Origin of the sequence: Pseudomonas helleri, assembly GCF_045830615.1 — a bacterium.
GTDB classification, from domain to species: domain Bacteria; phylum Pseudomonadota; class Gammaproteobacteria; order Pseudomonadales; family Pseudomonadaceae; genus Aquipseudomonas; species Aquipseudomonas helleri.
This window is the reverse complement of sequence record NZ_CP174501.1, coordinates 3,827,004-3,852,096: the sequence shown is the minus strand read 5'-3', so window position 1 is coordinate 3,852,096 and position 25,093 is coordinate 3,827,004. Positions and strand designations below refer to the sequence as shown.

Here is a 25,093-nt window from a genome sequence, read left to right as displayed (position 1 = left end):
CAATAAAGCGCTTACTGTAGCTGGACACTCGGCTGGCGACCAGTGGCGGTCTGCTTGGGGTATTCTAGCGAGCTAAAAAATGCCACCCATAGGCATGCCTGAGGAAGTAAAAAATGACTGATGCGTTGGCGCATGATGCGCTAGTGGATGCCAGTGGCCTGAGCTGCCCACTGCCATTGCTCAAGGCCAAGCTGGAGCTTAACCGTCTGGCCCAGGGGCAGACCTTGAAAGTCATCGCGACGGACGCCGGTTCGCTACGCGATTTTCGGGCATTCGCACGTCTGGCAGGGCATGAGCTGCTGCGTGAAGAAGAAGATTCTGGCACCTATCGCTACTGGTTACGCAAGGCCTGAGGCCGGGCGGCGTTTTCTCTTAAGGAATTTCGATGTTCAAAGTGTTACGAAATTGGGTGCAGCGCTACTTCTCTGATGAGGAGGCCGTGGTGCTGGCGGTGTTGTTGGTGCTGGCCTTTACGGCAGTACTGACCTTGGGCGGCATGCTCGCACCGGTGTTGGCCGGCATGGTGCTGGCGTATCTGATGCAGGGCCTGGTGGTGGCGCTTGAACGCCTGCGAGTGCCTGCCGGGGCGGCGGTCGGGCTGGTGTTTGCCCTGTTTATGGGGCTGCTGCTGGTGTTTATGATCGTGGTCGTGCCTTTGCTGTGGCACCAGTTGATCACCTTGTTCAATGAATTGCCGGGCATGCTGGCCAAGTGGCAGTCGCTGCTGTTGCTGCTGCCTGAGCGTTACCCGCATCTGGTGTCGGACGAGCAGGTGCTGCAAGCCATCGAGGTGGCGCGCGGTGAGATCGGCAAGTTTGGCCAATTGGCGCTGACTTTCTCGCTGTCCAGTTTGCCGCTGCTGGTCAACATCATGATCTATCTGGTGCTGGTGCCGATTCTGGTGTTCTTCTTCCTGAAAGACCGTGCGCTGATTGGTCGTTGGGTTCGCGGTTATTTACCCCGCGAGCGTGCGCTGATTACCCGTGTGGCCGAGGAAATGAACCGGCAGATCGCCAACTATATTCGCGGCAAGGTCATCGAAATCATCATCTGCGGCGGCGTGACCTACATCGCCTTCGTTACCATGGGCCTCAACTACGCAGCCTTGCTGGCGTTGCTGGTGGGTGTGTCGGTGGTGGTGCCTTATGTGGGCGCGGTGGTGGTGACGGTGCCGGTCATGCTGATTGCGTTGTTCCAGTGGGGCTGGAGCGACCAGTTCATCTACCTGATGGCGGTGTACGGGATCATTCAGACCCTGGACGGCAACGTGCTGGTGCCATTGTTGTTCTCTGAGGCGGTGAGCTTGCACCCGGTGGCCATCATTTGTGCGGTGTTGCTGTTCGGGGGGTTGTGGGGCTTTTGGGGGGTGTTTTTTGCGATCCCGCTGGCCACGCTGTGCAAGGCGGTGCTGGATGCCTGGCCACGTGAGCAGCAGGTGGTAGCGCCTCTGCTGTAAAGCTCGAAGCGCAGGCAAGAAAAAGCCCCGGCTCTCGCAAGAGAACAGGGGCTTTTTCGTTACGGCATCAGCTTACGCTTGAATGACCGGGATGTTGGCATTGGCTGCCGACTCACGGAATTCAGCGATCTGATCAAAGCTCAGGTAACGGTACACGTCCGTTGCCATGGTGTTGATCTCTGCTGCGTAAGCCAGATATTCCTCAACCGAAGGCAGACGGCCCAGGATCGAAGCCACCGACGCCAACTCAGCCGAAGCCAGGTAAACGTTGGCACCGTCACCCAGACGGTTCGGGAAGTTACGGGTCGACGTCGACACCACGGTGGAGTTCGGCTCAACGCGTGCCTGGTTACCCATGCACAGCGAGCAGCCTGGCATTTCCATGCGTGCGCCGGCTTTGCCGTAGATGCCGTAGTAGCCTTCTTCGGTCAGTTGGTGAGCGTCCATTTTGGTCGGAGGCGACAGCCACAGACGAGTTGGCAGCTGACCTTTGACCTTGTCCAGCAACTTGCCCGCAGCGCGGAAGTGGCCGATGTTGGTCATGCACGAACCGATGAACACTTCGTCGATTTTCTCGCCAGCAACGCTGGACAGCAGACGGGCGTCATCCGGGTCGTTTGGTGCGCAGAGCACAGGCTCTTTGATGTCAGCCAGATCGATTTCGATGATGTGCGCGTATTCGGCGTCAGTATCGGCTTCCATCAGCTCAGGGTTGGCAACCCAGGCTTCCATCGCTTGAGCGCGACGCTCAAGGGTACGCACGTCGCCGTAACCTTCCGCAATCATCCAGCGCAGCAGGGTGATGTTGGAGTTCAGGTATTCGGTGATCGATTCTTTGGACAGCTTGATGGTGCAGCCAGCCGCCGAACGTTCTGCCGAGGCGTCGGACAGTTCGAACGCTTGCTCGATGCTCAGGTTGTCCAGACCTTCGATTTCCAGGATGCGACCCGAGAATTCGTTGATCTTGCCTTTCTTCTCGACCGTCAGCAGGCCTTTCTGGATAGCGACGTAAGGAATGGCGTGTACCAGGTCACGCAGGGTGATGCCCGGCTGCATTTCGCCTTTGAAGCGAACCAGAACCGATTCCGGCATGTCCAGTGGCATTACGCCAGTGGCTGCAGCGAACGCTACCAGACCCGAACCGGCAGGGAACGAGATGCCCATTGGGAAGCGAGTGTGGGAGTCGCCACCGGTGCCGACGGTGTCAGGCAGCAGCATGCGGTTCAGCCAGCTGTGGATGATGCCGTCGCCCGGACGCAGGGAAACACCGCCACGGGTCATGATGAAGTCTGGCAGGGTGTGGTGCGTGGTGACGTCGATCGGCTTTGGATAGGCCGCGGTGTGGCAGAACGACTGCATCACCAGGTCAGCGGAGAAGCCCAGGCACGCCAGGTCTTTCAGTTCGTCACGGGTCATTGGCCCGGTGGTGTCCTGAGAACCTACGGTGGTCATCTTCGGCTCGCAGTAAGTGCCTGGACGAACGCCAGTCACGCCGCACGCCTTGCCAACCATTTTTTGCGCCAGGGTGTAACCCTTGGTGCTTTCAACAGGTGCTTCAGGCTTTTTGAACAGATCGGTAGGGCCCAGACCCAGCTCGGCACGAGCCTTCTCGGTCAGGCCACGGCCGATGATCAGAGGGATACGGCCACCGGCGCGAACTTCGTCCAGCAGAACTGGAGTTTTCAGTTCGAAGGTGGTGATGACTTCGTCAGTACCGTGCTTGCACACTTTGCCAGCGTGCGGGTACAGGTCGATCACGTCGCCCATGTTGATGTTGCTGACGTCGAACTCGATTGGCAGTGCGCCAGCATCTTCCATGGTGTTGTAGAAGATTGGAGCAATTTTGCTGCCGAAGCAGAAGCCGCCTGCACGCTTGTTCGGTACATAAGGAACGTCGTCGCCGAAGAACCACAGTACGGAGTTGGTGGCCGACTTACGCGACGAACCGGTACCGACTACGTCACCGACGTAGGCGATAGGGAAGCCCTGACCGCGCATTTCTTCGATTTGCTTCATCGGGCCGATGGAGCCTTGAACGTCCGGCACGATACCGTCACGGGCCATTTTCAGCATGGCCAGGGCGTGCAGCGGGATGTCCGGGCGCGACCAGGCGTCTGGTGCAGGCGACAGGTCGTCGGTGTTGGTTTCGCCGGTAACCTTGAACACGCGCAGGCTGATTTTGTCTGCCAGTGTCGGGCGGTTTTTGAACCACTCGCCGTCAGCCCAGGACTCAATCACGGCTTTAGCGTGAGCATTGCCGTTTTTGGCTTTTTCAGCGACGTCGTGGAAGGCATCGAACATCAGCAGGGTGTGCTTGAGTTGCGCAGCGGCAACCGGTGCCAGCTCTGCGTCGTCCAGCAGATCAACCAGGGTCACGATGTTGTAGCCGCCTTGCATGGTGCCAAGCAGTTCAACAGCGCGTTGTTTGGTGATCAGGGGGGAGGTTGCTTCACCTTTCGCGATGGCGGCCAGGAAGCCGGCTTTTACGTAGGCAGCTTCGTCAACACCAGGTGGAATGCGGTTGGTGATCAGGTCAACGAGGAATTCTTCTTCGCCGGCAGGCGGGTTTTTCAGCAGCTCAACCAGGCCTGCAGTTTGTTCGGCGTTAAGCGGCTGGGGAACGATACCCAGGGCTGCGCGCTCTTCGATATGTTTGCGGTAGGCTTCAAGCACAGTTATTACCCTCATCATTGGTCCCAAATGGGTGTCCGGGACGCTCATCCAGGAATGCCAGGTACTCATGCGCTGCAGGGCTTTTTGGGCCGCTTAGCCAGAGTTTCAAGGATTCCCAACAGAAGCTGTTTTCAAAGTTTTACGCCATCCGAACGGCGGGATGATGAAGGTTGATGGGGGCACTTGCTGTGCAAACACCCCGCACCAACACCGTTCTTCAGGATCAACTGTGCTCGTGACGCTTTGAAAACAGCTTCCAACGGACATTGGCGCCTTAAAAGGCAGGCTGATTCTACGGCAAAAACTTGTTAAAGGTAAGTTAGGCCCTGAAGGTTGAGGGGTGATCTACGTTAGACAAAGGGCTAACATGGCCGTCTGTTTCACTCTGCAGTGCTCTATTTCGCCATGCCCAACCAAACCATCAAGACCCCTTGTATCGGCCTGTGCTCAACGGTTTACGGGGACCTCGTGTGCCGTGGCTGCAAGCGTTTCCACCACGAAGTGATCCACTGGAACGGTTACAACGAGGACGAAAAACGCGCTGTCTGGCTGCGGCTCGAACAGCTTTTAGTGCAGGTCATGGCGGCCAAGGTCGAGGTGTTCGACCCGCCGGCGCTGCGCAATCAGTTGATTACCCGAAAAATACGTTTCGTTGAGAAGCAATCTGAATATTGCTGGGCGTACCAGCTGATAGCCCGTGGCGCACGGGTGATCAATCAGTTGGAGATGTACGGGATGGTGTTGTTGCCGGAGTTTCGTGACTGGGGGCTGCCGGAGTTGCGTGACGCCATTGATCGGGAATTTTTCCTCTTGTCCGAAGCGCACTACGAGCGCTACATCGCCCCGGGCTTTCTCAAGGATGCGATGGGGCAATAGGTCTAGGCCCTCTGCCTCGCGATCTTTAAACGATCAAAAGATCGCGAGGCAAGCTCGCTCCTACACTTTTTGTTCCAGTTCCTTGACGATGTCTTCGGGCTTGAGCACCAGAACGTCGGACTCAAGCTTGTCGATCACGATTTCTGCGGTGTTGCCGATCAAGGCCGCTGACAAGCCGGTGCGCGCCACAGTACCGATTACCGTCACCACAGCGTCGAGCTTTCTGGCGACCTGCTGAATGATGATGTCTGCCGGACCTTCTTTAATGTGCATGCGCTCGTCGCTGATTTCGAAGCGGCGCTGGAACTCCTTGCTGGCCGCCCGAAAGCTGGCTTCGTATTCGGTGTCGATCGGGTAAGCCGCATCCATCACCGCCAAGGTGGGCGCCGGGTGCGCGCTGACGACGTGCAGTTCGCCGTGGGTCAGGCTGGCAATGCGAAAACCCTGGTCGATGATGGTTTTGTGCAGCGCCATGTGGTCTTCGTCGCCGTTGCCTACATCGACGGCGGCCAGCACCACGCCGCTGCTCCAGGGCTCGGTGGTTCTGACCAGCAAGACCGGGGTAGGGCAGTCGCGCAGCAGTTTCCAGTCATCGGGGGTGAGCAGGATTTTTTTCAGGATGGAGTCGTCAACGTGTTGCTTGATTACCAGCCCGCAACCCTCGATTTGCTGCTCCTTGATGATGGTGGTGTGCAGGTTGTCGTGCCAGGCCTGACGCGACGTCACGCTGTAGCCTTCGGTAATCAGGCTGTTGGTCAGGACATTGAGCAAAGCTGAGTGATCGTGCTCTTTGTCGCCGATCAACAGGTGCAAATGGGCTTTGGAGGCTTTGGCGATTTCTTTGGCGCGCTTGAGGGCGAAGCTTTCCATCAGATGGGGTTCGATGACGACCAACAGGCTACGTATGGTTTGCATGACCGTTCACTCCATGTGCAATAAGGGTGGATGCGAGCACTATAGTTGCTCATCAGTAATTCGGACGTTGATGCATATCAAGTTGCGCGGTTGGTGCTGTGGCACATGGCCCGTATAATCGGCGCCTTTCGCCTCGTCCAGCCTTTGTGAGCCTCATGTCAGCGATACCTCAAAACACGTTCGGCCCGTTGTGCAATCTCCAGTGTTCGGGAGTGCGTGCATGAACCTTCCTGAAATCCATGAGTTCTTGGGTTGCCGTACACCTGACGGCTGGATCGCTGCGGCATTGGCCGATCAGGAAACCCTGCTGATTGACCACAAAAACTGCGAATTCAAGGCCGCCAGTACGGCGTTGAGCCTGATTGCCAAATACCACTCGCACGTTGACCTGATCAATATGATGTCGCGCCTGGCCCGTGAAGAGCTGGTGCACCACGAGCAGGTCATGCGCTTGATGAAAAAGCGCAAAATCGAACTGCGCCAATTGTCGGCGGGCCGTTACGCCTCGGGTTTACGCAAAGTCGTGCGTAACCACGAGCCGGTAAAGCTGGTGGATACCCTGGTGGTCGGGGCCTTTATTGAAGCGCGCAGTTGCGAGCGTTTCGAAGCGTTGGTGCCGCATTTGGACGAAGAACTCGGCAAGTTCTACTACGGCCTGCTCAAAAGCGAGGCCCGTCATTTTCAGGGCTATTTGAAACTGGCTTATCAATACGGCGACGCCAAAGACATTGCTCAAGTCATTGAGCGGGTGAGGGCGGCCGAGCAAGAGCTTATTGAAACCCCCGATGTTGAATTCCGCTTCCACAGCGGCGTGCCCGCTCAGCCTTAAGTCGCCGATTTACCGGCTACGGCTTTCTGTGTTCCATACCTGACCGTAGGAGCTGCCGAAGGCTGCGATCTGTTGATTTTTCAAAAATCGCAGCCTTCGGCAGCTCTTATCAAACATAAAATAAGTGATTGATTCTAAAGGCCCTGTAGGAGCGAGCTTGCCTCGCGATCTGTTGATCTTGATCTAAGAGCCCCCTTACCCTAGCCCTCTCCCGAAGGAGAGGGAACCGATTGGGGGATGCTGAAGATACTCGCTGTCCTGTTTGCTGCGCGACAGCGCGGCGTCGAAGACGGGGCGGCCCCTCCTACGGTCACATCTCAATAGTTAGTCTGCTATTTATAATCTTGACATTAGCTGCCTAAGCAGTAGTATTTGGTTACATTCCTGCCTAGGCAGCTTTCTGGTGTCCTGATGAAACACTTCCAGCCCGATACTTTTCAAAACTGCACCCTGGGTTTGCTTTTGGGACGTGCAGCCTTGCTTAAAGACCGCATCATCGACACGCACATGGAGCCTTACGGCATCACTGCTGCGCAGTTCAAGGTGCTGATCATCATGGCGCAATTTGCTGTCGATACTCCGGCCGAGCTGTGCCGCCACTTGTCACTGGACAGCGGCTCGATGACGCGCATGCTCGATCGCCTTGAGCAAAAGAGTCTTTTGATTCGCCAACGCTCTGACGCCGACAGGCGCCAGGTACGTCTTGTGCTGACTGAAGACGGGCAGGCGCTGGCAGATCGGCTCCCGACGATTGGCGCTGATGCCATGAATCAATTGGCGGGTGCAATCAGCCCACAAGAACTGCAAAGCCTGGAACAGATCCTTAAAAAAATACTGCTGGCGGCCGGTGATCCGATCACTATCCAGCGCTTGGGTGAAAAATGAGCAACAGAGCATTACGAACAGGCTTAAGCCTGATGTGTGTGTCCCTCGCGTTGGCAGGTTGTGCCAGCTACAGCGGCTTGACCACCCAAGGCGCGCGCCTGGATGCGAAAAGCCTCCAGTCCGCTCAAGCCCTCAAGGGCATCAATGTGACCCCGGCAGCCTGGCCGCAAAAGGACTGGTGGAAGCGCTTGGGCGACAGCCAGTTGAATGGCTTGGTCGACGAGGCATTGCGTGACAGCCCGGACATGCAGATAGCCAGTGCCCGTGTGCATCAGGCCACTGCCGCCGCCGGCGCTGCCAATGCGGCACGCATGCCGACGCTGGACGCCGAGGCCGATGTGACGCGCTCGCGCCTGTCGCGCTCCCAGGATCCAACCGGCCAGGGCGGTCGTTATGACACGCTGCGTGACATCGGTCTGACCTTCAATTACACCTTCGACCTGTGGGGCGGCCAGCGGGATGCCTGGGAAGCGGCTTTGGGCGAAGCCCGCGCTGCCGAAGTCGACAGCCATGCTGCGAGCCTGACCCTGGCGGCCGATGTGGCAAAGGCCTACAGCAATCTCGGGCATGCCTACAGCGTGCTGGATCTGTCGAAAGATGACCTTCAGCGCACCCGCAAAATGCTCGATTTGAGCAAGCAGCGGTTGCAGGCCGGTATCGACAGCCACTATCAGTACCAGCAGACCGAAAGCCTGGAAGCCAGCTCCCAGGAGCAGGTGATCAATGCACAGAAACAGGTCAAAAGCGCTCATATCGCCCTGGCCGTGTTGCTGGGCAAAGGCCCGGACCGTGGCTTCGAAATTGCCCGTCCGCAGATTTTGACCCCCGCCGCCGTGGCTGTGCCAAGCACGTTGCCCGCCGAGTTGCTGGGCCGTCGCCCCGATATTGTGGCGGCACGCTGGCGGGTCGAAGCGGCCAGTAAAAATATTGCCGCAGCCAAAACACGTTTTTACCCCAACCTTAACTTGAGTGCCGCTGCCGGGACTCAGTCGTTGCTGGGCGATGCGCTGTTTGGTTCGGCCAGCCGTTTTATGAACATCGCCCCGGCCATTTCGCTGCCGATTTTTGACGGCGGCCGTCTGCGTGCTGGGCTGGATGCCGAAGACGCCAATTACGACTTGGCCGTCGCGCAGTACAACAAGACCCTGGTGACCGCCCTCGGCGATGTCAGCGATACCCTCGAGCAATTGAACGCCATGAGCGAGCAAGTCAGCACTCAGAAACGCGCGGCTGATATTGCCCAGCAGTCGTATGACTCGGGATTGCAGCGCTACGAATCCGGCATCGGCAGTTACCTGGATGTCCTCAGCATCGAGCAGCAATTGCTCCAGGCGCAGCGCCAACTGGCTGACCTGAATGCTGAGCAGATCACGCTTTCGATTCAACTGATGCAAGCCCTGGGCGGTGGCTTTGAGCCCGGCAATGCGGCTGCGGCCGTTCCTGTTCAAGCCTCCCTGGCAGAATAATTTAGGTAATCGTCATGGCTACTGTGCAAACACCGAATGAAGCGCAACACAATCAGGACGCTGGTAATCAGCGCAAACGTAAACTCTGGCTGAGTGGCCTGGCCATTTTGGTCATCTTGGTCGGCCTGGGTGTCTGGGGCTGGCATGAGTTGTATGGCCGCTGGAGCGAAAGCACCGACGACGCCTATGTCAACGGCAACGTGGTCGAAATCACGCCGTTGGTGGCGGGGACGGTGGTGAGCATCGGCGCCGATGATGGCGATCTGGTTCATGAAGGGCAGGTGCTGCTTAACTTTGATCCGAGCGATTCGCTGGTCGGCTTGCAGAGCGCCGAAGCCAACCTGGCCCGTACGGTGCGTCAGGTTCGCGGCCTGTTCAGTAACGTAAGCGGTACCAAAGCGCAGGTGGCGGCGCAAAAAGTCGCCGTGCAAAAAGCCCAGGACAACTTCAATCGCCGGAAAAACCTGGCAGCAAGCGGGGCTATTTCCCAAGAAGAGCTGTCCCATGCGCGGGATGACCTGGCGTCTGCACAAAGTGCCTTACGCAATAACGAGCAGCAACTCGACACCACCAGCGCGCTGGTAGACAACACGGCCATTGCCAACCATCCGGATGTGCTGGCCGCCGCTGCGCAGTTGCGTCAGGCGTATCTGGAACACGCACGCACCACGTTGATTGCGCCGGTGACCGGCTATGTCGCCAAACGTACCGTGCAATTAGGGCAGCGCGTTCAGCCGGGCACCGCGTTGATGGCAGTTATCCCGCTTAACCAACTGTGGATCGACGCCAACTTCAAGGAAACCCAACTGGACAAGATGCGCATTGGCCAGCCGGTTGAAATTGAATCGGACCTGTATGGCAGCAACGTCAAGTACAGCGGTACCGTCGACAGCATCGGTGCGGGCACCGGCAGCGCGTTTGCCCTGCTGCCAGCGCAAAACGCGACCGGCAACTGGATCAAAATCGTTCAGCGTGTTCCGGTGCGTATCCACATCAATGCCGATGAGCTGGCCAAGAACCCGCTGCGCATCGGGCTGTCGACCACGGTTGACGTGAACCTGCATGACCAGAGCGGCCCGGTGCTGGCGCAACAACCGCCGCAGAAGGCGATGTTCACCACCAATGTGTATGAGCAACAGTTGGCTGAAGCAGACACGCTGATTTCCCGCCTGATCGAAAGCAACAGCGCTGTGGCGGGCAATTCCGCCGCCCAACGCTAATTCGCCAATCCATAAGCCCCGCTGCACTGGCGGGGCTGTCCCCCTGGTTTTAAAGGATTTGCGATGAGCACAAACGCGTCTTTTACCCCGCCCAGCCTGTTGTTCGCCACCATTGGCCTGTCGCTGGCGACCTTTATGCAGGTGCTCGACACCACCATCGCCAACGTTGCCTTGCCGACTATCTCCGGCAACCTGGGGGTGAGTTCGGAGCAGGGTACGTGGGTTATTACTTCTTTTGCGGTGAGTAACGCGATTGCGTTGCCATTGACGGGCTGGTTGAGCCGGCGCTTTGGCGAAGTGAAACTGTTTTTGTGGGCCACGGTGCTGTTTGTGCTGGCTTCATTCTTGTGCGGCATTTCGACGTCCATGCCTGAGCTGGTGGGTTTTCGTGTGCTGCAAGGTCTGGTGGCCGGGCCGCTGTATCCGATGACGCAAACCTTGCTGATTGCGGTGTACCCCCCGGCGAAACGGGGGATGGCATTGGCATTGCTGGCGATGGTCACGGTGGTGGCGCCGATTGCCGGGCCGATTTTGGGTGGCTGGATTACGGACAGTTACAGTTGGCCGTGGATCTTCTTTATTAACATCCCGATTGGCATCTTTGCGGTGCTGGTGGTACGTCAGCAACTCAAGGCGCGCCCGGTGGTGATTACTCGCCAGCCGATGGACTACGTAGGGCTTATTACGCTGATCATTGGTGTTGGCGCGCTACAGATTGTGCTCGACAAAGGTAATGACCTGGACTGGTTCGAATCCAACTTCATCCTGCTGGGCACGGCGTTGTCCGTGGTGGCGTTGGCGGCCTTTGTCATATGGGAAATGACCGACAAGCACCCGATTGTGAACCTGCGCCTGTTTGCTTACCGCAACTTCCGGATCGGCACCATCGTGTTGGTGCTGGGCTATGCCGGGTTCTTCGGTATCAACCTGATCTTGCCGCAATGGTTGCAGACCCAAATGGGTTATACCGCGACATGGGCGGGGTTGGCGGTGGCGCCGATTGGGATCTTGCCGGTATTGATGTCGCCTTTTGTGGGCAAGTACGCGAACAAGTTCGACCTGCGCCTGCTGGCCGGGCTGGCCTTTTTGGCGATCGGCCTGAGCTGCTTTATGCGTGCCGATTTCACCAATGAGGTCGACTTCCAGCACGTTGCATTGGTGCAACTGTTTATGGGGATCGGGGTGGCGCTGTTCTTTATGCCGACCTTGAGCATTCTGATGTCGGACTTGCCGCCTCATCAAATTGCTGACGGCGCAGGCCTGGCCACGTTCCTGCGGACATTGGGCGGTAGTTTTGCTGCGTCTCTGACCACCTGGATCTGGATTCGTCGTGCCGATCAGCATCATGCCTACATGAGTGAAAGCTTGAGTACCTATGATCCGGTCACCCGACATGCGCTGGACAGCTTGGGTGGGGCGAGCAACCAGGCGTATGCCCAGCTCGATCAAGTGCTGACCAGCCAGGCGTACATGCTCTCGACCGTGGACTACTTCACGCTGATGGGTTGGATGTTTATGGGTTTGATCTTGCTGGTGTGGTTGGCCAAGCCGCCATTTGCTGCCAAGCCAGGACCGGCGGCGAGCGGGCATTAACGCTTGATTGGACGCAAACCTCGTAGGAGCGAGCTTGTCTCGCGATCTTTTGATCTTTTAAAAGATCGCGAGGCAAGCTCGCTCCTACAGTGGGTAGTGTTTATTGGGTGGCGTGAGGTAGCGCCAGTTGCGGATTGACGAACTCAAACGGCGCCAGTTGCATGCCTTGTTCATCCACTTGCAAGGCCCAGCCTTGTTTGTCCCAGTCGCCGAGTACGATGCGTTTGGCGGCGTAATCGCCAAGTTGCAATTTGTGTATCGCGGGGCGGTGGGTGTGGCCATGGATCAGGGTCTTGACCCCGAAGTGCTCCATGATCCGCGGTACTTCCTCGGGGGTCACGTCGACAATGTCGTTGGCTTTCATGCGGGTTTGCGCACGGCTTTCGCTGCGCAGCTTGCGCGCCAACTTATGGCGAGTGCTCAACGGCAAGTGGCGCAAGATCCACACCGTCACCGGGTTGCGCAGGTAGCGTCGCATACGCATGTAGGCTTCGTCGCGGGTGCACAGGCTGTCGCCGTGCATCAATAAAACCGGCTCGCCGTAGAAATCGACCACGCTCGGGTCTTTAAGCAGGGTGCAGCCAGCCGCCTTGCAAAAGGCCTGGCCGAGCAGAAAATCGCGATTGCCGTGCATCAGGAATACCTTCGTACCGCTGTCACTCAATTCGCGTAGCGCTTCGCAGATGGAGCGCTGGTAGGGCGTCATTGCATCGTCGCCGATCCAGGCTTCAAAAAAATCTCCCAAAATGTACAGCGCCTGTGCCGAGCGCGCGCGCCCGGACAGGAAATCCAGAAACGCCCGGGTAATGTCCGGGCGCTCCTCTTCCAGATGCAAATCTGAAATCAGCAGTATCACTCAATGATCTCGGCTTTCTCGATGATCACGTCTTCTGCCGGTACGTCCTGGTGGCCCGCTTTGGAACCGGTCGAAACGCCTTTGATCTTGTCAACAACGTCCTGGCCTTCGGTCACTTTGCCGAACACTGCGTAGCCCCAGCCCTGAACGTTTTTGCCGCTGTGGTTCAGGAAGCTGTTGTCAGCCACGTTGATGAAGAACTGCGCGGAAGCCGAATGCGGCTCCATGGTGCGAGCCATGGCGATGGTGTACTTGTCGTTCGACAGGCCGTTATCCGCCTCGTTCTGGATGCTTGGGCGCTTGTCTTTCTTTTCTTTCATGCCAGGTTCAAAACCGCCGCCCTGAATCATGAAGTTACCGATTACACGGTGGAAAACAGTGTTTTCGTAGTGGCCGGCTTTTACGTATTCGAGGAAGTTAGCGACAGTAATTGGCGCCTTTTCAGCGTTCAGTTCAATCACGATGTCGCCGTGGTTGGTGGTCAGTTTTACTTTTGACATGTCGTTATCGCTCTATCAGAGAATTCGTTGGGCGAGGAAATCGTATGACACCGTCAGCCCCGGTTGGGCTGGGTAGATACAGCCGCGGGCGAAGTTTAGCCTGCCCGCAGAGCATTTCGATGGTGTTTTTGCGATATGGGGGCTAAAAGCCCTATTTCAATTGCTTTGATTGGTCGCCTGCTCTGTCAGGGACTTGACAGCATCGGCTATGATAGGCGCTTTGATTTCGTCGGCCGCTCCAGGCCGCGCACCCGTTACGTTCAAGGATCCTATGAGCAAGCCCACTGTCGACCCCACTCTGAATCCAAAGGCTGGCCCAGCTGTACCGGCCAATTTTCTGCGCCCAATCGTGCAGGCGGACCTTGAATCGGGTAAATGCCAACAGATCGTGACCCGCTTCCCGCCTGAGCCTAACGGCTACTTGCACATTGGCCACGCCAAATCCATTTGCGTGAACTTTGGCCTGGCCGAGGAATTTGGCGGCGTCACGCACTTGCGTTTTGACGACACCAACCCGGCCAAGGAAGACCAGGAATATATCGACGCGATCGAAAGCGACGTGAAGTGGCTGGGCTTCCAGTGGTCTGGCGAAGTGCGCTATGCATCGCACTATTTCGATCAGTTGCATGACTGGGCAGTCGAGCTGATCAAGGCCGGCAAGGCCTATGTTGACGACCTGAGTCCTGAGCAAGCCAAGGAATACCGTGGCACCCTGACCGAACCTGGCAAGAACAGCCCGTTCCGCGACCGTTCGGTCGAAGAGAACCTGGACTGGTTCGCCCGCATGCGCGCCGGTGAGTTTGCGGACGGCGCCCGCGTGCTGCGTGCCAAGATCGACATGGCTTCGCCGAACATGAACCTGCGCGACCCGATCATGTACCGCATCCGCCATGCCCACCACCACCAGACCGGTGACAAGTGGTGCATCTACCCGAACTACGACTTCACTCACGGGCAGTCGGACGCCATCGAAGGCATCACCCATTCCATCTGCACCCTGGAGTTCGAAAGCCATCGCCCTCTGTATGAGTGGTTCCTCGACAGCCTGCCGGTGCCGAGCAAGCCGCGTCAGTACGAGTTCTCGCGTCTGAACCTGAACTACACCATTACCAGCAAGCGCAAGCTCAAGCTGCTGGTGGATGAAAAGCACGTGAACGGCTGGGACGACCCGCGCATGTCGACGCTGTCGGGTTTCCGCCGTCGTGGTTACACGCCCAAGTCGATCCGTAACTTCTGCGACATGGTCGGCACCAACCGCTCGGACGGTGTAGTGGATTTCGGCATGCTGGAATTCAGCATTCGTGATGACCTCGATCACAGCGCCCCGCGTGCCATGTGCGTGCTGCGCCCGTTGAAAGTGATCATCACCAACTACCCTGAAGACAAGGTCGAAAACCTTGAGCTGCCTTGCCATCCTAAAGAAGACATGGGTGTGCGCGTGCTGCCATTCGCGCGTGAGATTTACATCGATCGTGACGATTTCATGGAAGAGCCGCCAAAAGGTTACAAGCGCCTTGAGCCTGCGGGCGAAGTGCGTCTGCGCGGCAGCTATGTGATCCGTGCCGATGAAGCAATTAAAGATGCTGACGGCAACATCATTGAGCTGCACTGCTCGTACGACCCGGAAACCTTGGGCAAAAACCCTGAAGGCCGCAAGGTCAAAGGTGTGGTGCACTGGGTGCCGGCGGCTGCCAGCGTCGAGTGTGAAGTGCGTCTGTACGATCGTCTGTTCCGTTCGCCGAACCCTGAAAAGGCCGAGGATGGCGCTGGCTTCCTGGAAAACATCAACCCTGACTCACTGCAAGTGCTGACCGGTTGTCGTGCTGAACCCTCGCTGGGCAATGCACAGCCGGAAGACCGTTTCCAGTTCGAGCGCGAAGGTTACTTCTGCGCAGATATCAAGGACTCGAAACCAGGTCAGCCGGTATTCAACCGTACCGTGACTCTGCGTGATTCGTGGGGCCAGTGATCAAGTTTTAAGGAAGAGCTCGTGCTAACGATCTACAACACGCTCACCAAGAGCAAAGAAATTTTCAAGCCTCTGGATGGCAACAAGGTGCGCATGTACGTGTGCGGCATGACCGTGTACGACTATTGCCACCTGGGGCACGGTCGCAGCATGGTTGCCTTCGACTTGGTGACACGCTGGTTGCGTTTTAGCGGTTACGATTTGACGTATGTGCGCAACATCACCGACATCGATGACAAGATCATCAATCGTGCGAATGAAAACGGTGAAACGTTTGAAGCGCTGACTGAGCGCATGATCGCCGCGATGCATGAAGACGAGGCCCGGCTGAACATCAAGAAGCCGGACATGGAGCCCCGTGCCACCGACCATATCGCCGGCATGCACGCGATGATCCAGACCTTGATCGACAAGGGCTACGCCTACGCTCCCGGCAATGGTGACGTGTACTACCGCGTTGCCAAGTTCATGGGCTACGGCAAACTGTCGCGCAAGAAGATCGAAGACCTGCGCATCGGTGCTCGCATCGAAGTCGACGAGGCCAAAGACGATCCACTGGACTTCGTGCTGTGGAAAGGCGTCAAACCGGGCGAGCCAAGCTGGGAGTCGCCGTGGGGTCCGGGTCGTCCGGGCTGGCACATTGAGTGCTCGGTGATGTCGACCTGCTGCCTGGGTGAGACTTTCGATATTCATGGCGGCGGCAGCGATCTGGAATTCCCGCACCATGAAAACGAAATCGCCCAAAGCGAGGCGGCCACGGGTAAAACTTACGCCAATGCCTGGATGCACTGCGGGATGATTCGCATCAATGGCGAGAAGATGTCCAAATCCTTGAACAACTTCTTCACCATTCGCGACGTTCTGGAGAAATATCATCCGGAAGTGGTGCGTTACCTGTTGGTTTCCAGCCACTACCGGAGCTCGATCAACTACTCCGAAGACAACCTCAAGGACGCGAAAGCGGCGCTTGAGCGGTTCTATCACGCACTTAAAGGCTTGCCGAAAGTGGCGCCGGCCGGTGGTGAGGCGTTTGTTGAGCGCTTTACGCACGTGATGAACGATGATTTCGGTACGCCAGAAGCGTGTGCGGTGCTGTTCGAGATGGTCCGCGAGATCAACCGTTTGCGTGAGTCGGACGAGTCGGCGGCTGCCGGCTTGGCTGCGCGTCTTAAAGAGTTGGCTGATGTGCTGGGTGTCTTGCAGCTTGAAGCTGATGACTTTTTGCAGGCGGGCGCTGAAGGGCGAGTTGATGCGGCGCAAGTTGATGCATTGATTGCGGCCCGTTTGGCTGCGCGCGCGGGCAAGGACTGGGCTGAATCGGATCGCATCCGCGACCAGCTCACGGCAATGGGCGTTGTGCTGGAAGACGGCAAGGGTGGCACTACCTGGCGTCTGGCTGACTAAGCTGTTCGCTGTTCAAACAAAGCCCGCCTTGTGCGGGTTTTTGTTTGTCTGGGTGATCGAAATTCCTTTGTAGGAGCGAGCTTGTCTCGCGATCTTTTGATTTTGTTTGCAATAAAAAACGGCACTCGAAGGTGCCGTTTTGTGTGCGAGACGCTAAGGCTTAGCCGTGCAATGTCTCAGCCGCGTACAGCGTATTTTCCAGCAGGCAGGCGCGAGTCATCGGGCCAACACCGCCAGGTACCGGGGTGATCCAGCCGGCGCGGGGCAGGGCGGTCTCGTAAACCACGTCGCCGACCAGCTTGCCATCCGCCTGACGGTTGATGCCAACGTCGATCACGATGGCGCCTTCCTTGATCCACTCACCCTTGACCAGGCCCGGTTTGCCGGCAGCCACGACTACCAGGTCGGCACGACCTACGTGGCCAGCCAGATCCTTGGTGAAGCGGTGGGTAACGGTCACGGTGCAGCCCGCCAGCAGCAGTTCCATGGCCATGGGGCGACCCACGATGTTGGAGGCGCCGACAATAACGGCGTCCATTCCGTACAGGTCCTGACCGGTGCTTTCCAGCAGGGTCATGATGCCTTTAGGGGTGCACGGGCGCAGCAATGGAATGCGCTGGGCCAGACGGCCTACGTTATACGGGTGGAAACCGTCGACGTCTTTGTCAGGGCGGATGCGCTCCAGCAGGCTGGAAGCGTCAAGATGCTCTGGCAGCGGCAATTGCAACAGGATGCCGTCGATGTTTGCGTCATCATTAAGACGGTCGATCAAGTCGGTCAGCGCTTGCTGAGTGGTGTCGGACGGCAGGTCATAGGCCTGTGAGAGAAAGCCTACCTCTTCGCAGTCTTTACGCTTGTGCGAAACATAAACCTGGGAGGCAGGATCGCTGCCGACCAGAATCACTGCCAGACCAGGAGTGCGCAGGCCTTGCTCGTGACGCTCGGCGACGCGTTTGGCAATCTGCTTGCGCAGGTTGGCGGCGATCGCTTTGCCGTCGATTAGTTGTGCAGTCATTACGCGTGATTAACCATCGTAAAGGGTGGAGAAAGGACGTGCATTCTCGCATGCCGTGGCGTACGGGCAAAGGCGCTTGGTCTGCTAATTCCCCTAACTCCTTTATATTTCTGAACTTTTTTGAAAAAACAGTTGACGACTTTCAGGGTCGTCTATAACATTCGTCGCACTTGTCGGGCACAGCCTAGCACTGGTTAAGAAGGTAGAGCGAAGTTGTTGTCCAGCTTGGTGATACTGAAAGCACTTAGTTTGTAATCGTCACAGAGTACAGATTAATAAGGCGCCCGTAGCTCAGCTGGATAGAGCATCCGCCTTCTAAGCGGATGGTCGCAGGTTCGAGTCCTGCCGGGTGCGCCATTAGGCAGCTTTGGCACAAGTAAGGCAGTAAAGGCAATATGGTGGGCGTAGCTCAGTTGGTAGAGCACGGGATTGTGACTCCCGTTGTCGAGGGTTCGATCCCCTTCGTCCACCCCATATTTAGAAGGACGCCAGATTAATAATCTGGCGTCTTTGCTTCAACAGTTTGAAATGCGGATGTGGTGGAATTGGTAGACACACTGGATTTAGGTTCCAGCGCCGCAAGGTGTGAGAGTTCGAGTCTCTCCGTCCGCACCAAATTAGGTTTCGCAATGTATCGCTGTGCGAAACCATTGAGAAAGCCGCCTGTGGCGGCTTTTTTATTGTGTAACAGGGGCTGTATCAGCAACTTGGCGCACAGGTAGTGAATCTTCAGTCCGCTGGTTTGACTAGTGGCCTATTGATACATTGCTGGCTCGGCTGATCAAGCAAGGTTTGTTCAGTCAGGTGCAACATGCAATATGGTGGGCGTAGCTCAGTTGGTAGAGCACGGGATTGTGACTCCCGTTGTCGAGGGTTCGATCCCCTTCGTCCACCCCATATTTAAAAAAACGCCAGATTAACCATCTGGCGTTTTTGTTTTTGACGTTTAAAAAAGCGGCTGCAGTTCGACCTCGCGTGTGAAGGTCGTGTCGTCATAAGGCCTTGATGCTTAAGTCTATTGGCTGCATCCAGGCAGGTATTTTGCTCGTCAGACACTAAAAAAGCGCAGAACCTGAAAAGGCATGCGCTTTTTTTTGGTTTAAAAAGTTTAAGCGGTTCAGGGGTGGGTGCACGCGGTGTTGGGTGGCGTTTGTCAGGCGCATGTGTGTTCTCTGCTTCTATATAGAAGGCTCTGAACGGGGTCGTGTGTAAAGGTTTGTGTATTTTGAGCGGGTTAAGCAAATCATTGCTTGTGCTTAATAATGTACCGGTCGTTTCTACGTGCGATTTGGGTAGGGTGACTTCTTGAGTTTGACCCACTAGAATGCATGCCCTTGATTATGGGGTCGGAAACGGCCGGCTAATGTCTGTGCAACGAGGAATATCCATGCAAGTTTCTGTTGAAAATACTTCCGCTCTTGAGCGTCGCATGACCATTGGCGTGCCAGCTGAGCGTATTGAGGCTGAAGTCAACAAGCGTCTGCAACAGACTGCCCAAAAGGCCAAAATCCCGGGCTTCCGTCCAGGCAAAGTGCCAATGAGCGTGATCCGTCAGCGCTACGAAGCTGATGCGCGTCAAGAAGCGCTGGGCAACGTGATCCAGGCTTCCTTCTACGAAGCAGTGGTTGAGCAGAAGCTGAACCCGGCTGGCGCACCGTCGGTTGAGCCTAAAGTCTTCGAGAAAGGCAAAGATCTGGAATACATCGCGACATTCGAAGTGTTCCCTGAATTCGAAGTGACGGGTCTGGACACCATCGCCGTCGAGCGCCTGAGCGCCGAAGTGGCTGAAGCTGACCTGGACAAAATGCTGGACGTGCTGCGCAAGCAGAACACCCGCTTTGAAGTAACTGAGCGTGCTGCTCAGAACGAAGACCAACTGAACATCGATTTCGTTGGCAAGGTTGATGGCGAAGTATTCGCTGGCGGTTCCGCCAAGGGGACTCAGCTGGTTCTGGGCTCGGGCCGTATGATCCCTGGCTTTGAAGAAGGTTTGGTTGGCGCTAAAGCAGGCGAAGAACGCGTTCTGACCCTGACTTTCCCGGAGGACTACCAGAACTTGGACCTGGCAGGCAAAACTGCTGAGTTCACCGTGACCGTGAACACTGTTTCTGAGCCTAAGCTGCCAGAACTGAACGAAGAATTCTTCGCTCAATTCGGTATCAAAGAAACAGGTATCGAAGGTTTCCGCACCGAAGTTCGCAAGAACATGGAGCGTGAGCTGCGTCAGGCGATCAAATCCAAAGTTAAAAATCAGGTAATGGACGGCCTGCTGGCTGCCAACCCGATTGAAGTGCCAAAAGCACTGCTGTCCAACGAAGTTGATCGTCTGCGCGTGCAGGCTGTTCAGCAATTCGGTGGCAACATCAAGCCTGACCAACTGCCTGCCGAGCTGTTCGAAGAACAAGCCAAGCGCCGCGTTGTACTGGGTCTGATCGTTGCTGAAGTGGTTAAGCAGTTCGATCTGAAGCCTGACGAAGATCGCGTTCGCGACATGATTCAGGAAATGGCTTCCGCTTACCAGGAGCCAGAGCAGGTTGTAGCGTGGTACTACAAAAATGATCAGCAATTGAACGAGGTTCGTTCTGTTGTGCTGGAAGAACAAGTTGTGGATACTGTTCTGCAGAAGGCTAAGGTGACCGATAAAGCGGTCTCTTACGAAGAAGCTGTCAAGCCGGTGGAAGCTCCACAAGCCGACTGATTTGTGATTCGTTAGAAAACACAACCATAAGCCAGCCTCGAGCTGGCTTATGCGTATTCCAGACAAGACTTTTTGGGAGTGACTGCCGGACATGTCCCGCAATTCTTATATTCAGCAGAACTCTGACATTCAGGCCGCAGGCGGCCTGGTCCCGATGGTTGTTGAGCAATCTGCTCGTGGCGAACGCGCCTACGACATCTATTCGCGCCTCTTGAAGGAGCGGATCATCTTCCTGGTAGGCCCTGTCGAAGACTACATGGCCAACCTGGTAGCTGCGCAGTTGCTTTTCCTTGAAGCCGAAAACCCGGACAAGGACATCCATCTGTACATCAACTCCCCAGGCGGCTCGGTCACTGCAGGCATGTCGATCTACGACACCATGCAGTTCATCAAGCCAGACGTATCGACTATCTGCATTGGTCAGGCCTGCAGCATGGGTGCTTTCCTGCTGGCCGGTGGCGCACCGGGCAAGCGTCACTGCCTGCCTAACTCGCGCATGATGATTCACCAGCCACTGGGCGGTTTCCAGGGCCAGGCGTCGGATATCGACATCCATGCCAAAGAAATCCTCAACATCCGTCATCGCTTGAACTCGTTGCTGGCCCATCACACCGGTCAGTCGCTGGAAACCATCGAGCGTGACACAGAGCGTGACAACTTCATGAGCGCTGAGCGTGCAGCCGAATACGGTTTGATCGACTCTGTGTTCAGCAAGCGTCAAATGCCCGCTTAAGCAGCCCAAATGTAGGTGGTTGGATTAACCGACCACCTGCGGGCTTGAAAAAGCCCGCAGTTGCCTTCATCTTGTGTTGCAAGCCTATCGGATTTGGATCGATCGAATGACTGACACCCGCAACGGCGAGGACAACGGCAAATTGCTCTATTGCTCCTTCTGTGGCAAAAGCCAGCATGAAGTGCGCAAATTGATTGCCGGCCCCTCGGTGTTTATCTGCGACGAATGCGTCGACTTGTGCAACGACATCATCCGTGAGGAGGTGCAGGAAGCCCAAGCCGAAAGCAGCGCGCATAAATTACCTTCGCCAAAAGAAATCAGCGGCATCCTTGATCAATACGTGATTGGTCAGGAACGTGCCAAAAAGGTTTTGGCTGTAGCGGTCTACAACCACTACAAGCGCCTGAACCAGCGTGACAAAAAGAACGACGACGTCGAGCTCGGCAAGAGCAACATCCTGCTGATCGGACCTACCGGCTCGGGTAAAACCCTGCTGGCCGAAACTTTGGCTCGTTTGCTGAACGTACCTTTCACCATCGCTGATGCCACCACACTGACCGAAGCCGGTTATGTGGGTGAAGATGTTGAAAACATCATTCAGAAATTGCTGCAGAAATGCGATTACGACGTAGAGAAAGCCCAAATGGGTATTGTCTACATCGATGAAATCGACAAGATTTCGCGCAAATCTGACAACCCTTCGATTACCCGTGATGTTTCCGGCGAAGGCGTGCAACAAGCGTTGCTGAAACTGATCGAAGGCACCGTGGCTTCCGTACCGCCTCAAGGTGGTCGCAAGCACCCGCAGCAAGAGTTCTTGCAGGTTGATACCCGCAACATTCTGTTCATCTGCGGCGGCGCATTCTCGGGCCTTGAAAAGGTTGTGCAGGCGCGCTCGACTCGCGGCGGCATTGGCTTCAGTGCCGAAGTTCGCAGCAAGGAAGAGGGCAAGAAAGTTGGCGAATCGCTGCGTGAAGTCGAACCTGATGATCTGGTCAAGTTCGGTCTGATCCCGGAATTTGTCGGCCGTTTGCCTGTTCTGGCTACCCTGGACGAACTGGATGAAGCAGCACTGATCCAGATTCTGACTGAGCCCAAGAACGCGCTGACCAAGCAATACGGCAAGTTGTTCGAGATGGAAGGCGTTGACCTTGAGTTCCGTGCAGACGCACTGAAAGCAGTGGCCAAGCGCGCCCTTGAGCGCAAGACCGGTGCTCGTGGTCTGCGTTCGATTCTCGAAAGCGTACTGCTCGATACCATGTATGAAATCCCCTCGCAGTCCGAGGTGAGTAAAGTGGTGATCGACGAAAGCGTTATAGAAGGTAAGTCCCAACCGTTGTTTATTTACGAAAGCAACGAAGTGGCTGCCAAGGCTGCACCTGACGCGTAAATGTATTGCTGCGTATGACATATTGCGTGTTAAAGAAGGGGCCTTCGGGCCCCTTTGTTTTTCCTGTCGCTCAGTGCTTGTTTTTTTTCGAGACAGCCCCCATCTTGGCTTCAAGCTTACTTCCACCTGATTACGGCCTTATGGCCGCCGTAGAGGCGAAATCATGAAGACAACCATCGAATTGCCTCTCCTGCCATTGCGCGATGTCGTTGTTTATCCGCACATGGTTATCCCACTGTTCGTGGGACGTGAGAAATCAATCGAGGCCCTTGAGGCTGCGATGACGGGCGACAAGCAGATTCTGCTGTTGGCTCAGAAAAATCCTGCAGACGATGATCCGGGCGAAGACGCGCTCTATCGTGTAGGTACGATTGCAACGGTCCTGCAACTGCTCAAGCTGCCGGACGGTACCGTTAAAGTACTGGTTGAGGGCGAGCAGCGTGGCGCTGTGGAGCACTTCGGCCAGGCAGATGGCTACCTGAGCGCCGAAGTCTCGCTGATTGACGAAGTGGCCGTAGCAGAGCGTGAGTCCGAAGTCTTCGTACGCAGCTTGCTCTCGCAATTCGAACAGTACGTACAGCTGGGTAAAAAAGTCCCGGCCGAGGTGCTGTCTTCGCTCAACAGCATTGATGAGCCGAGCCGTCTGGTAGACACCATGTCTGCCCACATGGCCCTCAAAATCGAGCAAAAGCAGGAAATCCTCGAAATCATCAACCTGCAAGACCGGGTTGAGCATGTGCTGGCGTTGCTGGATGCCGAGATCGACTTGCTGCAAGTTGAAAAGCGCATTCGTGGCCGTGTCAAAAAGCAGATGGAGCGCAGCCAGCGCGAGTACTACCTGAATGAGCAAATGAAAGCCATTCAGAAAGAGCTGGGTGACGGTGACGAAGGTCACAATGAAATCGAAGAGCTGAAAAAACGCATTGATGAAGCGGGCTTGCCCAAAGATGCGATGACCAAGGCCCAGGCTGAGCTGAACAAGCTCAAGCAAATGTCGCCAATGTCGGCAGAAGCGACCGTCGTGCGCTCCTACATCGACTGGCTGGTGCAGGTGCCTTGGAAGGCTCAAAGCAAAGTGCGTCTGGATCTCAAGCGCGCTGAAGACATTCTGGATGCCGACCACTACGGCCTGGAAGAAGTCAAAGAGCGGATCCTCGAATACCTCGCCGTGCAAAAGCGCGTGAAGAAAATTCGCGGTCCTGTGCTGTGCCTGGTAGGGCCGCCTGGCGTGGGTAAAACCTCGCTGGCAGAGTCCATTGCCCACGCGACAAACCGCAAGTTTGTACGCATGGCCTTGGGTGGCGTGCGTGATGAAGCTGAAATCCGCGGTCACCGCCGGACTTACATCGGTTCCATGCCGGGCCGATTGATTCAAAAAATGACCAAGGTTGGGGTGCGCAACCCACTGTTCCTGCTCGATGAAATCGACAAAATGGGCAGTGACATGCGTGGCGACCCGGCGTCGGCCCTGCTTGAGGTGCTGGACCCGGAGCAAAACCACAACTTCAACGACCATTACCTTGAGGTCGATTACGACCTGTCCGACGTCATGTTCCTGTGCACCTCGAACTCCATGAACATTCCGCCAGCCTTGCTGGACCGGATGGAAGTGATTCGCCTGCCGGGCTACACCGAAGACGAAAAGATCAACATCGCGGTCAAATACCTCGCTCCGAAACAAATTGAAGCGAATGGTTTGAAGAAAGGCGAGCTGGCTTTCGATAACGCGGCCATCCGCGACATCATCCGTTATTACACCCGTGAAGCCGGTGTGCGGGGCCTTGAGCGTCAAATTGCGAAGATCTGCCGCAAGGCCGTGAAGGAACATGCACTGGAAAAACGCTTTGCCGTCACCGTGACGCCGGAGCTGTTGGAGCACTTCCTCGGTGTAAGAAAATTCAGCTATGGCTTGGCAGAACAGGAAGATCAAATCGGTCAAGTGACGGGTCTGGCCTGGACGCAAGTGGGGGGCGAATTGCTCACCATTGAGTCGGCTGTCGTGCCTGGCAAAGGCCAGTTGATCAAGACCGGTTCGCTGGGTGATGTGATGGTTGAGTCCATTACCGCAGCGTTGACGGTGGTTCGCAGTCGCGCCAAGAGCCTCGGTATCCCATTGGATTTCCACGAGAAACGTGACATCCACATACACATGCCCGAAGGCGCCACGCCTAAAGATGGTCCTAGCGCAGGTGTAGGAATGTGCACTGCACTGGTGTCGGCACTTACGCTGATTCCTGTGCGAGCTGATGTTGCAATGACCGGTGAAATTACTCTGCGTGGTCAGGTACTGGCCATCGGCGGTCTTAAGGAAAAACTCCTGGCAGCCCATCGCGGTGGAATCAAAACGGTCATTATTCCTGAAGAGAATGTCCGCGATCTGAAGGAAATTCCTGACAACATCAAGCAGGATCTTCAGATTAAACCGGTTAAATGGATTGACGAGGTCCTGCAAATTGCGCTGCAATACGCCCCGGAGCCCTTGCCAGATGTGGCTCCTGAGATTGTTGCCAAGGATGAGAAGCGCGAGTCTGACTCTAAGGAAAGAATTAGCACGCATTAATACGAATTTGCCTGAGGGGCTTTCTTGACGCTGTATAGAGCCCTTGTTATAAAGC

At 56.2% G+C, this 25,093-nt stretch carries 19 protein-coding genes and 4 tRNA genes; 18 read left to right on the top strand and 5 right to left on the bottom strand.

Features of this window, described 5'->3' with window-relative positions:
• Window positions 1–113: 113 nt before the first annotated feature.
• Window positions 114–353, top strand: coding sequence for a sulfurtransferase TusA family protein (locus ACJJU9_RS17330; protein ID WP_048370433.1), 240 nt, complete (start codon window positions 114–116; stop codon window positions 351–353).
• Window positions 354–385: 32 nt separating this feature from the next.
• On the top strand, window positions 386–1,456 hold the full coding sequence (locus ACJJU9_RS17325; RefSeq protein ID WP_048370431.1) for an AI-2E family transporter: 1,071 nt from the start codon (window positions 386–388) through the stop codon (window positions 1,454–1,456).
• 72 nt (window positions 1,457–1,528) lie between these two features.
• Here the strand turns inward: ACJJU9_RS17325 and acnB are convergent, their stop codons facing one another.
• Window positions 1,529–4,129 (bottom strand): bifunctional aconitate hydratase 2/2-methylisocitrate dehydratase, encoded by a 2,601-nt coding sequence (gene acnB / locus ACJJU9_RS17320; RefSeq protein ID WP_407731007.1) that lies wholly within the window; start codon window positions 4,127–4,129, stop codon window positions 1,529–1,531.
• A gap of 405 nt (window positions 4,130–4,534) precedes the next feature.
• Here acnB and ACJJU9_RS17315 point away from each other — a divergent pair, with 405 nt between their 5' ends.
• Window positions 4,535–5,005, top strand: a complete 471-nt coding sequence (locus ACJJU9_RS17315) for a DUF1289 domain-containing protein (protein ID WP_048370428.1) — start codon at window positions 4,535–4,537, stop codon at window positions 5,003–5,005.
• A 60-nt stretch (window positions 5,006–5,065) separates the two neighbouring features.
• On the opposite strand, the gene ACJJU9_RS17310 is transcribed toward ACJJU9_RS17315, so the two are convergent.
• Complete coding sequence (locus ACJJU9_RS17310; RefSeq protein WP_407729089.1) at window positions 5,066–5,920, bottom strand: universal stress protein; 855 nt, start codon at window positions 5,918–5,920, stop codon at window positions 5,066–5,068.
• A 220-nt stretch (window positions 5,921–6,140) separates the two neighbouring features.
• On the opposite strand from ACJJU9_RS17310, the gene ACJJU9_RS17305 reads away from it, so the two are divergent.
• The 5 genes from ACJJU9_RS17305 (at window position 6,141) to ACJJU9_RS17285 (ending at window position 11,913) form a co-directional block, all read left to right on the top strand.
• The gene (locus ACJJU9_RS17305; RefSeq protein WP_048370424.1) at window positions 6,141–6,749 is read left to right on the top strand and encodes a tRNA-(ms[2]io[6]A)-hydroxylase; all 609 of its coding nucleotides are present in this window, start codon (window positions 6,141–6,143) and stop codon (window positions 6,747–6,749) included.
• Window positions 6,750–7,160: 411 nt separating this feature from the next.
• Window positions 7,161–7,634 (top strand): MarR family winged helix-turn-helix transcriptional regulator, encoded by a 474-nt coding sequence (locus tag ACJJU9_RS17300; RefSeq protein WP_048387277.1) that lies wholly within the window; start codon window positions 7,161–7,163, stop codon window positions 7,632–7,634.
• Window positions 7,631–9,100: an efflux transporter outer membrane subunit gene (locus tag ACJJU9_RS17295; protein ID WP_407729088.1), complete on the top strand. Its 1,470-nt coding sequence runs from the start codon at window positions 7,631–7,633 to the stop codon at window positions 9,098–9,100. Before ACJJU9_RS17300 ends, ACJJU9_RS17295 begins: the two co-directional genes overlap by 4 nt.
• A 14-nt stretch (window positions 9,101–9,114) precedes the next feature.
• A complete protein-coding gene (locus ACJJU9_RS17290) occupies window positions 9,115–10,320 on the top strand; it encodes an efflux RND transporter periplasmic adaptor subunit (protein WP_407729087.1) in 1,206 nt (401 codons plus the stop codon).
• A 63-nt stretch (window positions 10,321–10,383) separates the two neighbouring features.
• The gene (locus ACJJU9_RS17285; RefSeq protein WP_048387284.1) at window positions 10,384–11,913 is read left to right on the top strand and encodes a DHA2 family efflux MFS transporter permease subunit; all 1,530 of its coding nucleotides are present in this window, start codon (window positions 10,384–10,386) and stop codon (window positions 11,911–11,913) included.
• A 100-nt stretch (window positions 11,914–12,013) separates the two neighbouring features.
• On the opposite strand, the gene lpxH is transcribed toward ACJJU9_RS17285, so the two are convergent.
• Window positions 12,014–12,769, bottom strand: a complete 756-nt coding sequence (gene lpxH / locus ACJJU9_RS17280) for a UDP-2,3-diacylglucosamine diphosphatase (RefSeq protein WP_282363934.1) — start codon at window positions 12,767–12,769, stop codon at window positions 12,014–12,016.
• Window positions 12,766–13,269, bottom strand: a complete 504-nt coding sequence (locus tag ACJJU9_RS17275) for a peptidylprolyl isomerase (protein WP_048387287.1) — start codon at window positions 13,267–13,269, stop codon at window positions 12,766–12,768. The genes lpxH and ACJJU9_RS17275 overlap by 4 nt, the downstream gene beginning before the upstream one ends.
• A 271-nt stretch (window positions 13,270–13,540) precedes the next feature.
• On the opposite strand from ACJJU9_RS17275, the gene ACJJU9_RS17270 reads away from it, so the two are divergent.
• Window positions 13,541–15,238, top strand: a complete 1,698-nt coding sequence (locus ACJJU9_RS17270; protein WP_048387289.1) for a glutamine--tRNA ligase/YqeY domain fusion protein — start codon at window positions 13,541–13,543, stop codon at window positions 15,236–15,238.
• A gap of 21 nt (window positions 15,239–15,259) precedes the next feature.
• Window positions 15,260–16,642: a cysteine--tRNA ligase gene (cysS, locus tag ACJJU9_RS17265; RefSeq protein ID WP_407729086.1), complete on the top strand. Its 1,383-nt coding sequence runs from the start codon at window positions 15,260–15,262 to the stop codon at window positions 16,640–16,642.
• A 160-nt stretch (window positions 16,643–16,802) separates the two neighbouring features.
• Here the strand turns inward: cysS and folD are convergent, their stop codons facing one another.
• The gene (folD, locus tag ACJJU9_RS17260) at window positions 16,803–17,657 is read right to left on the bottom strand and encodes a bifunctional methylenetetrahydrofolate dehydrogenase/methenyltetrahydrofolate cyclohydrolase FolD (protein WP_048373029.1); all 855 of its coding nucleotides are present in this window, start codon (window positions 17,655–17,657) and stop codon (window positions 16,803–16,805) included.
• Between the two features lie 280 nt (window positions 17,658–17,937).
• Here folD and ACJJU9_RS17255 point away from each other — a divergent pair.
• The 8 genes from ACJJU9_RS17255 to lon all read left to right on the top strand — a co-directional run bounded on the left by ACJJU9_RS17255 (window position 17,938) and on the right by lon (window position 25,038).
• Window positions 17,938–18,014: transfer RNA gene (locus tag ACJJU9_RS17255), tRNA-Arg, on the top strand.
• A gap of 41 nt (window positions 18,015–18,055) precedes the next feature.
• Window positions 18,056–18,131 (top strand) — tRNA-His (locus tag ACJJU9_RS17250).
• A gap of 56 nt (window positions 18,132–18,187) precedes the next feature.
• Window positions 18,188–18,272, top strand: a tRNA-Leu gene (locus ACJJU9_RS17245).
• Window positions 18,273–18,478: 206 nt separating this feature from the next.
• Window positions 18,479–18,554 (top strand) — tRNA-His (locus ACJJU9_RS17240).
• 490 nt (window positions 18,555–19,044) lie between these two features.
• Window positions 19,045–20,355: a trigger factor gene (tig, locus tag ACJJU9_RS17235; protein ID WP_048373030.1), complete on the top strand. Its 1,311-nt coding sequence runs from the start codon at window positions 19,045–19,047 to the stop codon at window positions 20,353–20,355.
• Between the two features lie 91 nt (window positions 20,356–20,446).
• A complete protein-coding gene (gene clpP / locus ACJJU9_RS17230) occupies window positions 20,447–21,088 on the top strand; it encodes an ATP-dependent Clp endopeptidase proteolytic subunit ClpP (protein WP_048373031.1) in 642 nt (213 codons plus the stop codon).
• Between the two features lie 106 nt (window positions 21,089–21,194).
• Window positions 21,195–22,478, top strand: coding sequence for an ATP-dependent Clp protease ATP-binding subunit ClpX (gene clpX, locus ACJJU9_RS17225; RefSeq protein ID WP_048373032.1), 1,284 nt, complete (start codon window positions 21,195–21,197; stop codon window positions 22,476–22,478).
• A gap of 163 nt (window positions 22,479–22,641) precedes the next feature.
• Window positions 22,642–25,038, top strand: coding sequence for an endopeptidase La (gene lon, locus ACJJU9_RS17220; protein ID WP_048373033.1), 2,397 nt, complete (start codon window positions 22,642–22,644; stop codon window positions 25,036–25,038).
• The last annotated feature ends 55 nt before the right edge of the window (window positions 25,039–25,093 follow it).

Bases quoted from the DNA above. Each gene is read 5' to 3' on its own strand.
- ACJJU9_RS17330 (WP_048370433.1), top strand. From the start codon at position 114: ATGACTGATGCGTTGGCGCATGATGCGCTAGTGGATGCCAGTGGCCTG.
- ACJJU9_RS17325 (WP_048370431.1), top strand. From the start codon at position 386: ATGTTCAAAGTGTTACGAAATTGGGTGCAGCGCTACTTCTCTGATGAG.
- ACJJU9_RS17315 (WP_048370428.1), top strand. From the start codon at position 4,535: ATGCCCAACCAAACCATCAAGACCCCTTGTATCGGCCTGTGCTCAACG.
- ACJJU9_RS17310 (WP_407729089.1), bottom strand. From the start codon at position 5,920: ATGCAAACCATACGTAGCCTGTTGGTCGTCATCGAACCCCATCTGATG.
- ACJJU9_RS17305 (WP_048370424.1), top strand. From the start codon at position 6,141: ATGAACCTTCCTGAAATCCATGAGTTCTTGGGTTGCCGTACACCTGAC.
- ACJJU9_RS17300 (WP_048387277.1), top strand. From the start codon at position 7,161: ATGAAACACTTCCAGCCCGATACTTTTCAAAACTGCACCCTGGGTTTG.
- ACJJU9_RS17295 (WP_407729088.1), top strand. From the start codon at position 7,631: ATGAGCAACAGAGCATTACGAACAGGCTTAAGCCTGATGTGTGTGTCC.
- ACJJU9_RS17290 (WP_407729087.1), top strand. From the start codon at position 9,115: ATGGCTACTGTGCAAACACCGAATGAAGCGCAACACAATCAGGACGCT.
- ACJJU9_RS17285 (WP_048387284.1), top strand. From the start codon at position 10,384: ATGAGCACAAACGCGTCTTTTACCCCGCCCAGCCTGTTGTTCGCCACC.
- ACJJU9_RS17275 (WP_048387287.1), bottom strand. From the start codon at position 13,269: ATGTCAAAAGTAAAACTGACCACCAACCACGGCGACATCGTGATTGAA.
- ACJJU9_RS17270 (WP_048387289.1), top strand. From the start codon at position 13,541: ATGAGCAAGCCCACTGTCGACCCCACTCTGAATCCAAAGGCTGGCCCA.
- folD (WP_048373029.1), bottom strand. From the start codon at position 17,657: ATGACTGCACAACTAATCGACGGCAAAGCGATCGCCGCCAACCTGCGC.
- tig (WP_048373030.1), top strand. From the start codon at position 19,045: ATGCAAGTTTCTGTTGAAAATACTTCCGCTCTTGAGCGTCGCATGACC.
- clpP (WP_048373031.1), top strand. From the start codon at position 20,447: ATGTCCCGCAATTCTTATATTCAGCAGAACTCTGACATTCAGGCCGCA.
- clpX (WP_048373032.1), top strand. From the start codon at position 21,195: ATGACTGACACCCGCAACGGCGAGGACAACGGCAAATTGCTCTATTGC.
- lon (WP_048373033.1), top strand. From the start codon at position 22,642: ATGAAGACAACCATCGAATTGCCTCTCCTGCCATTGCGCGATGTCGTT.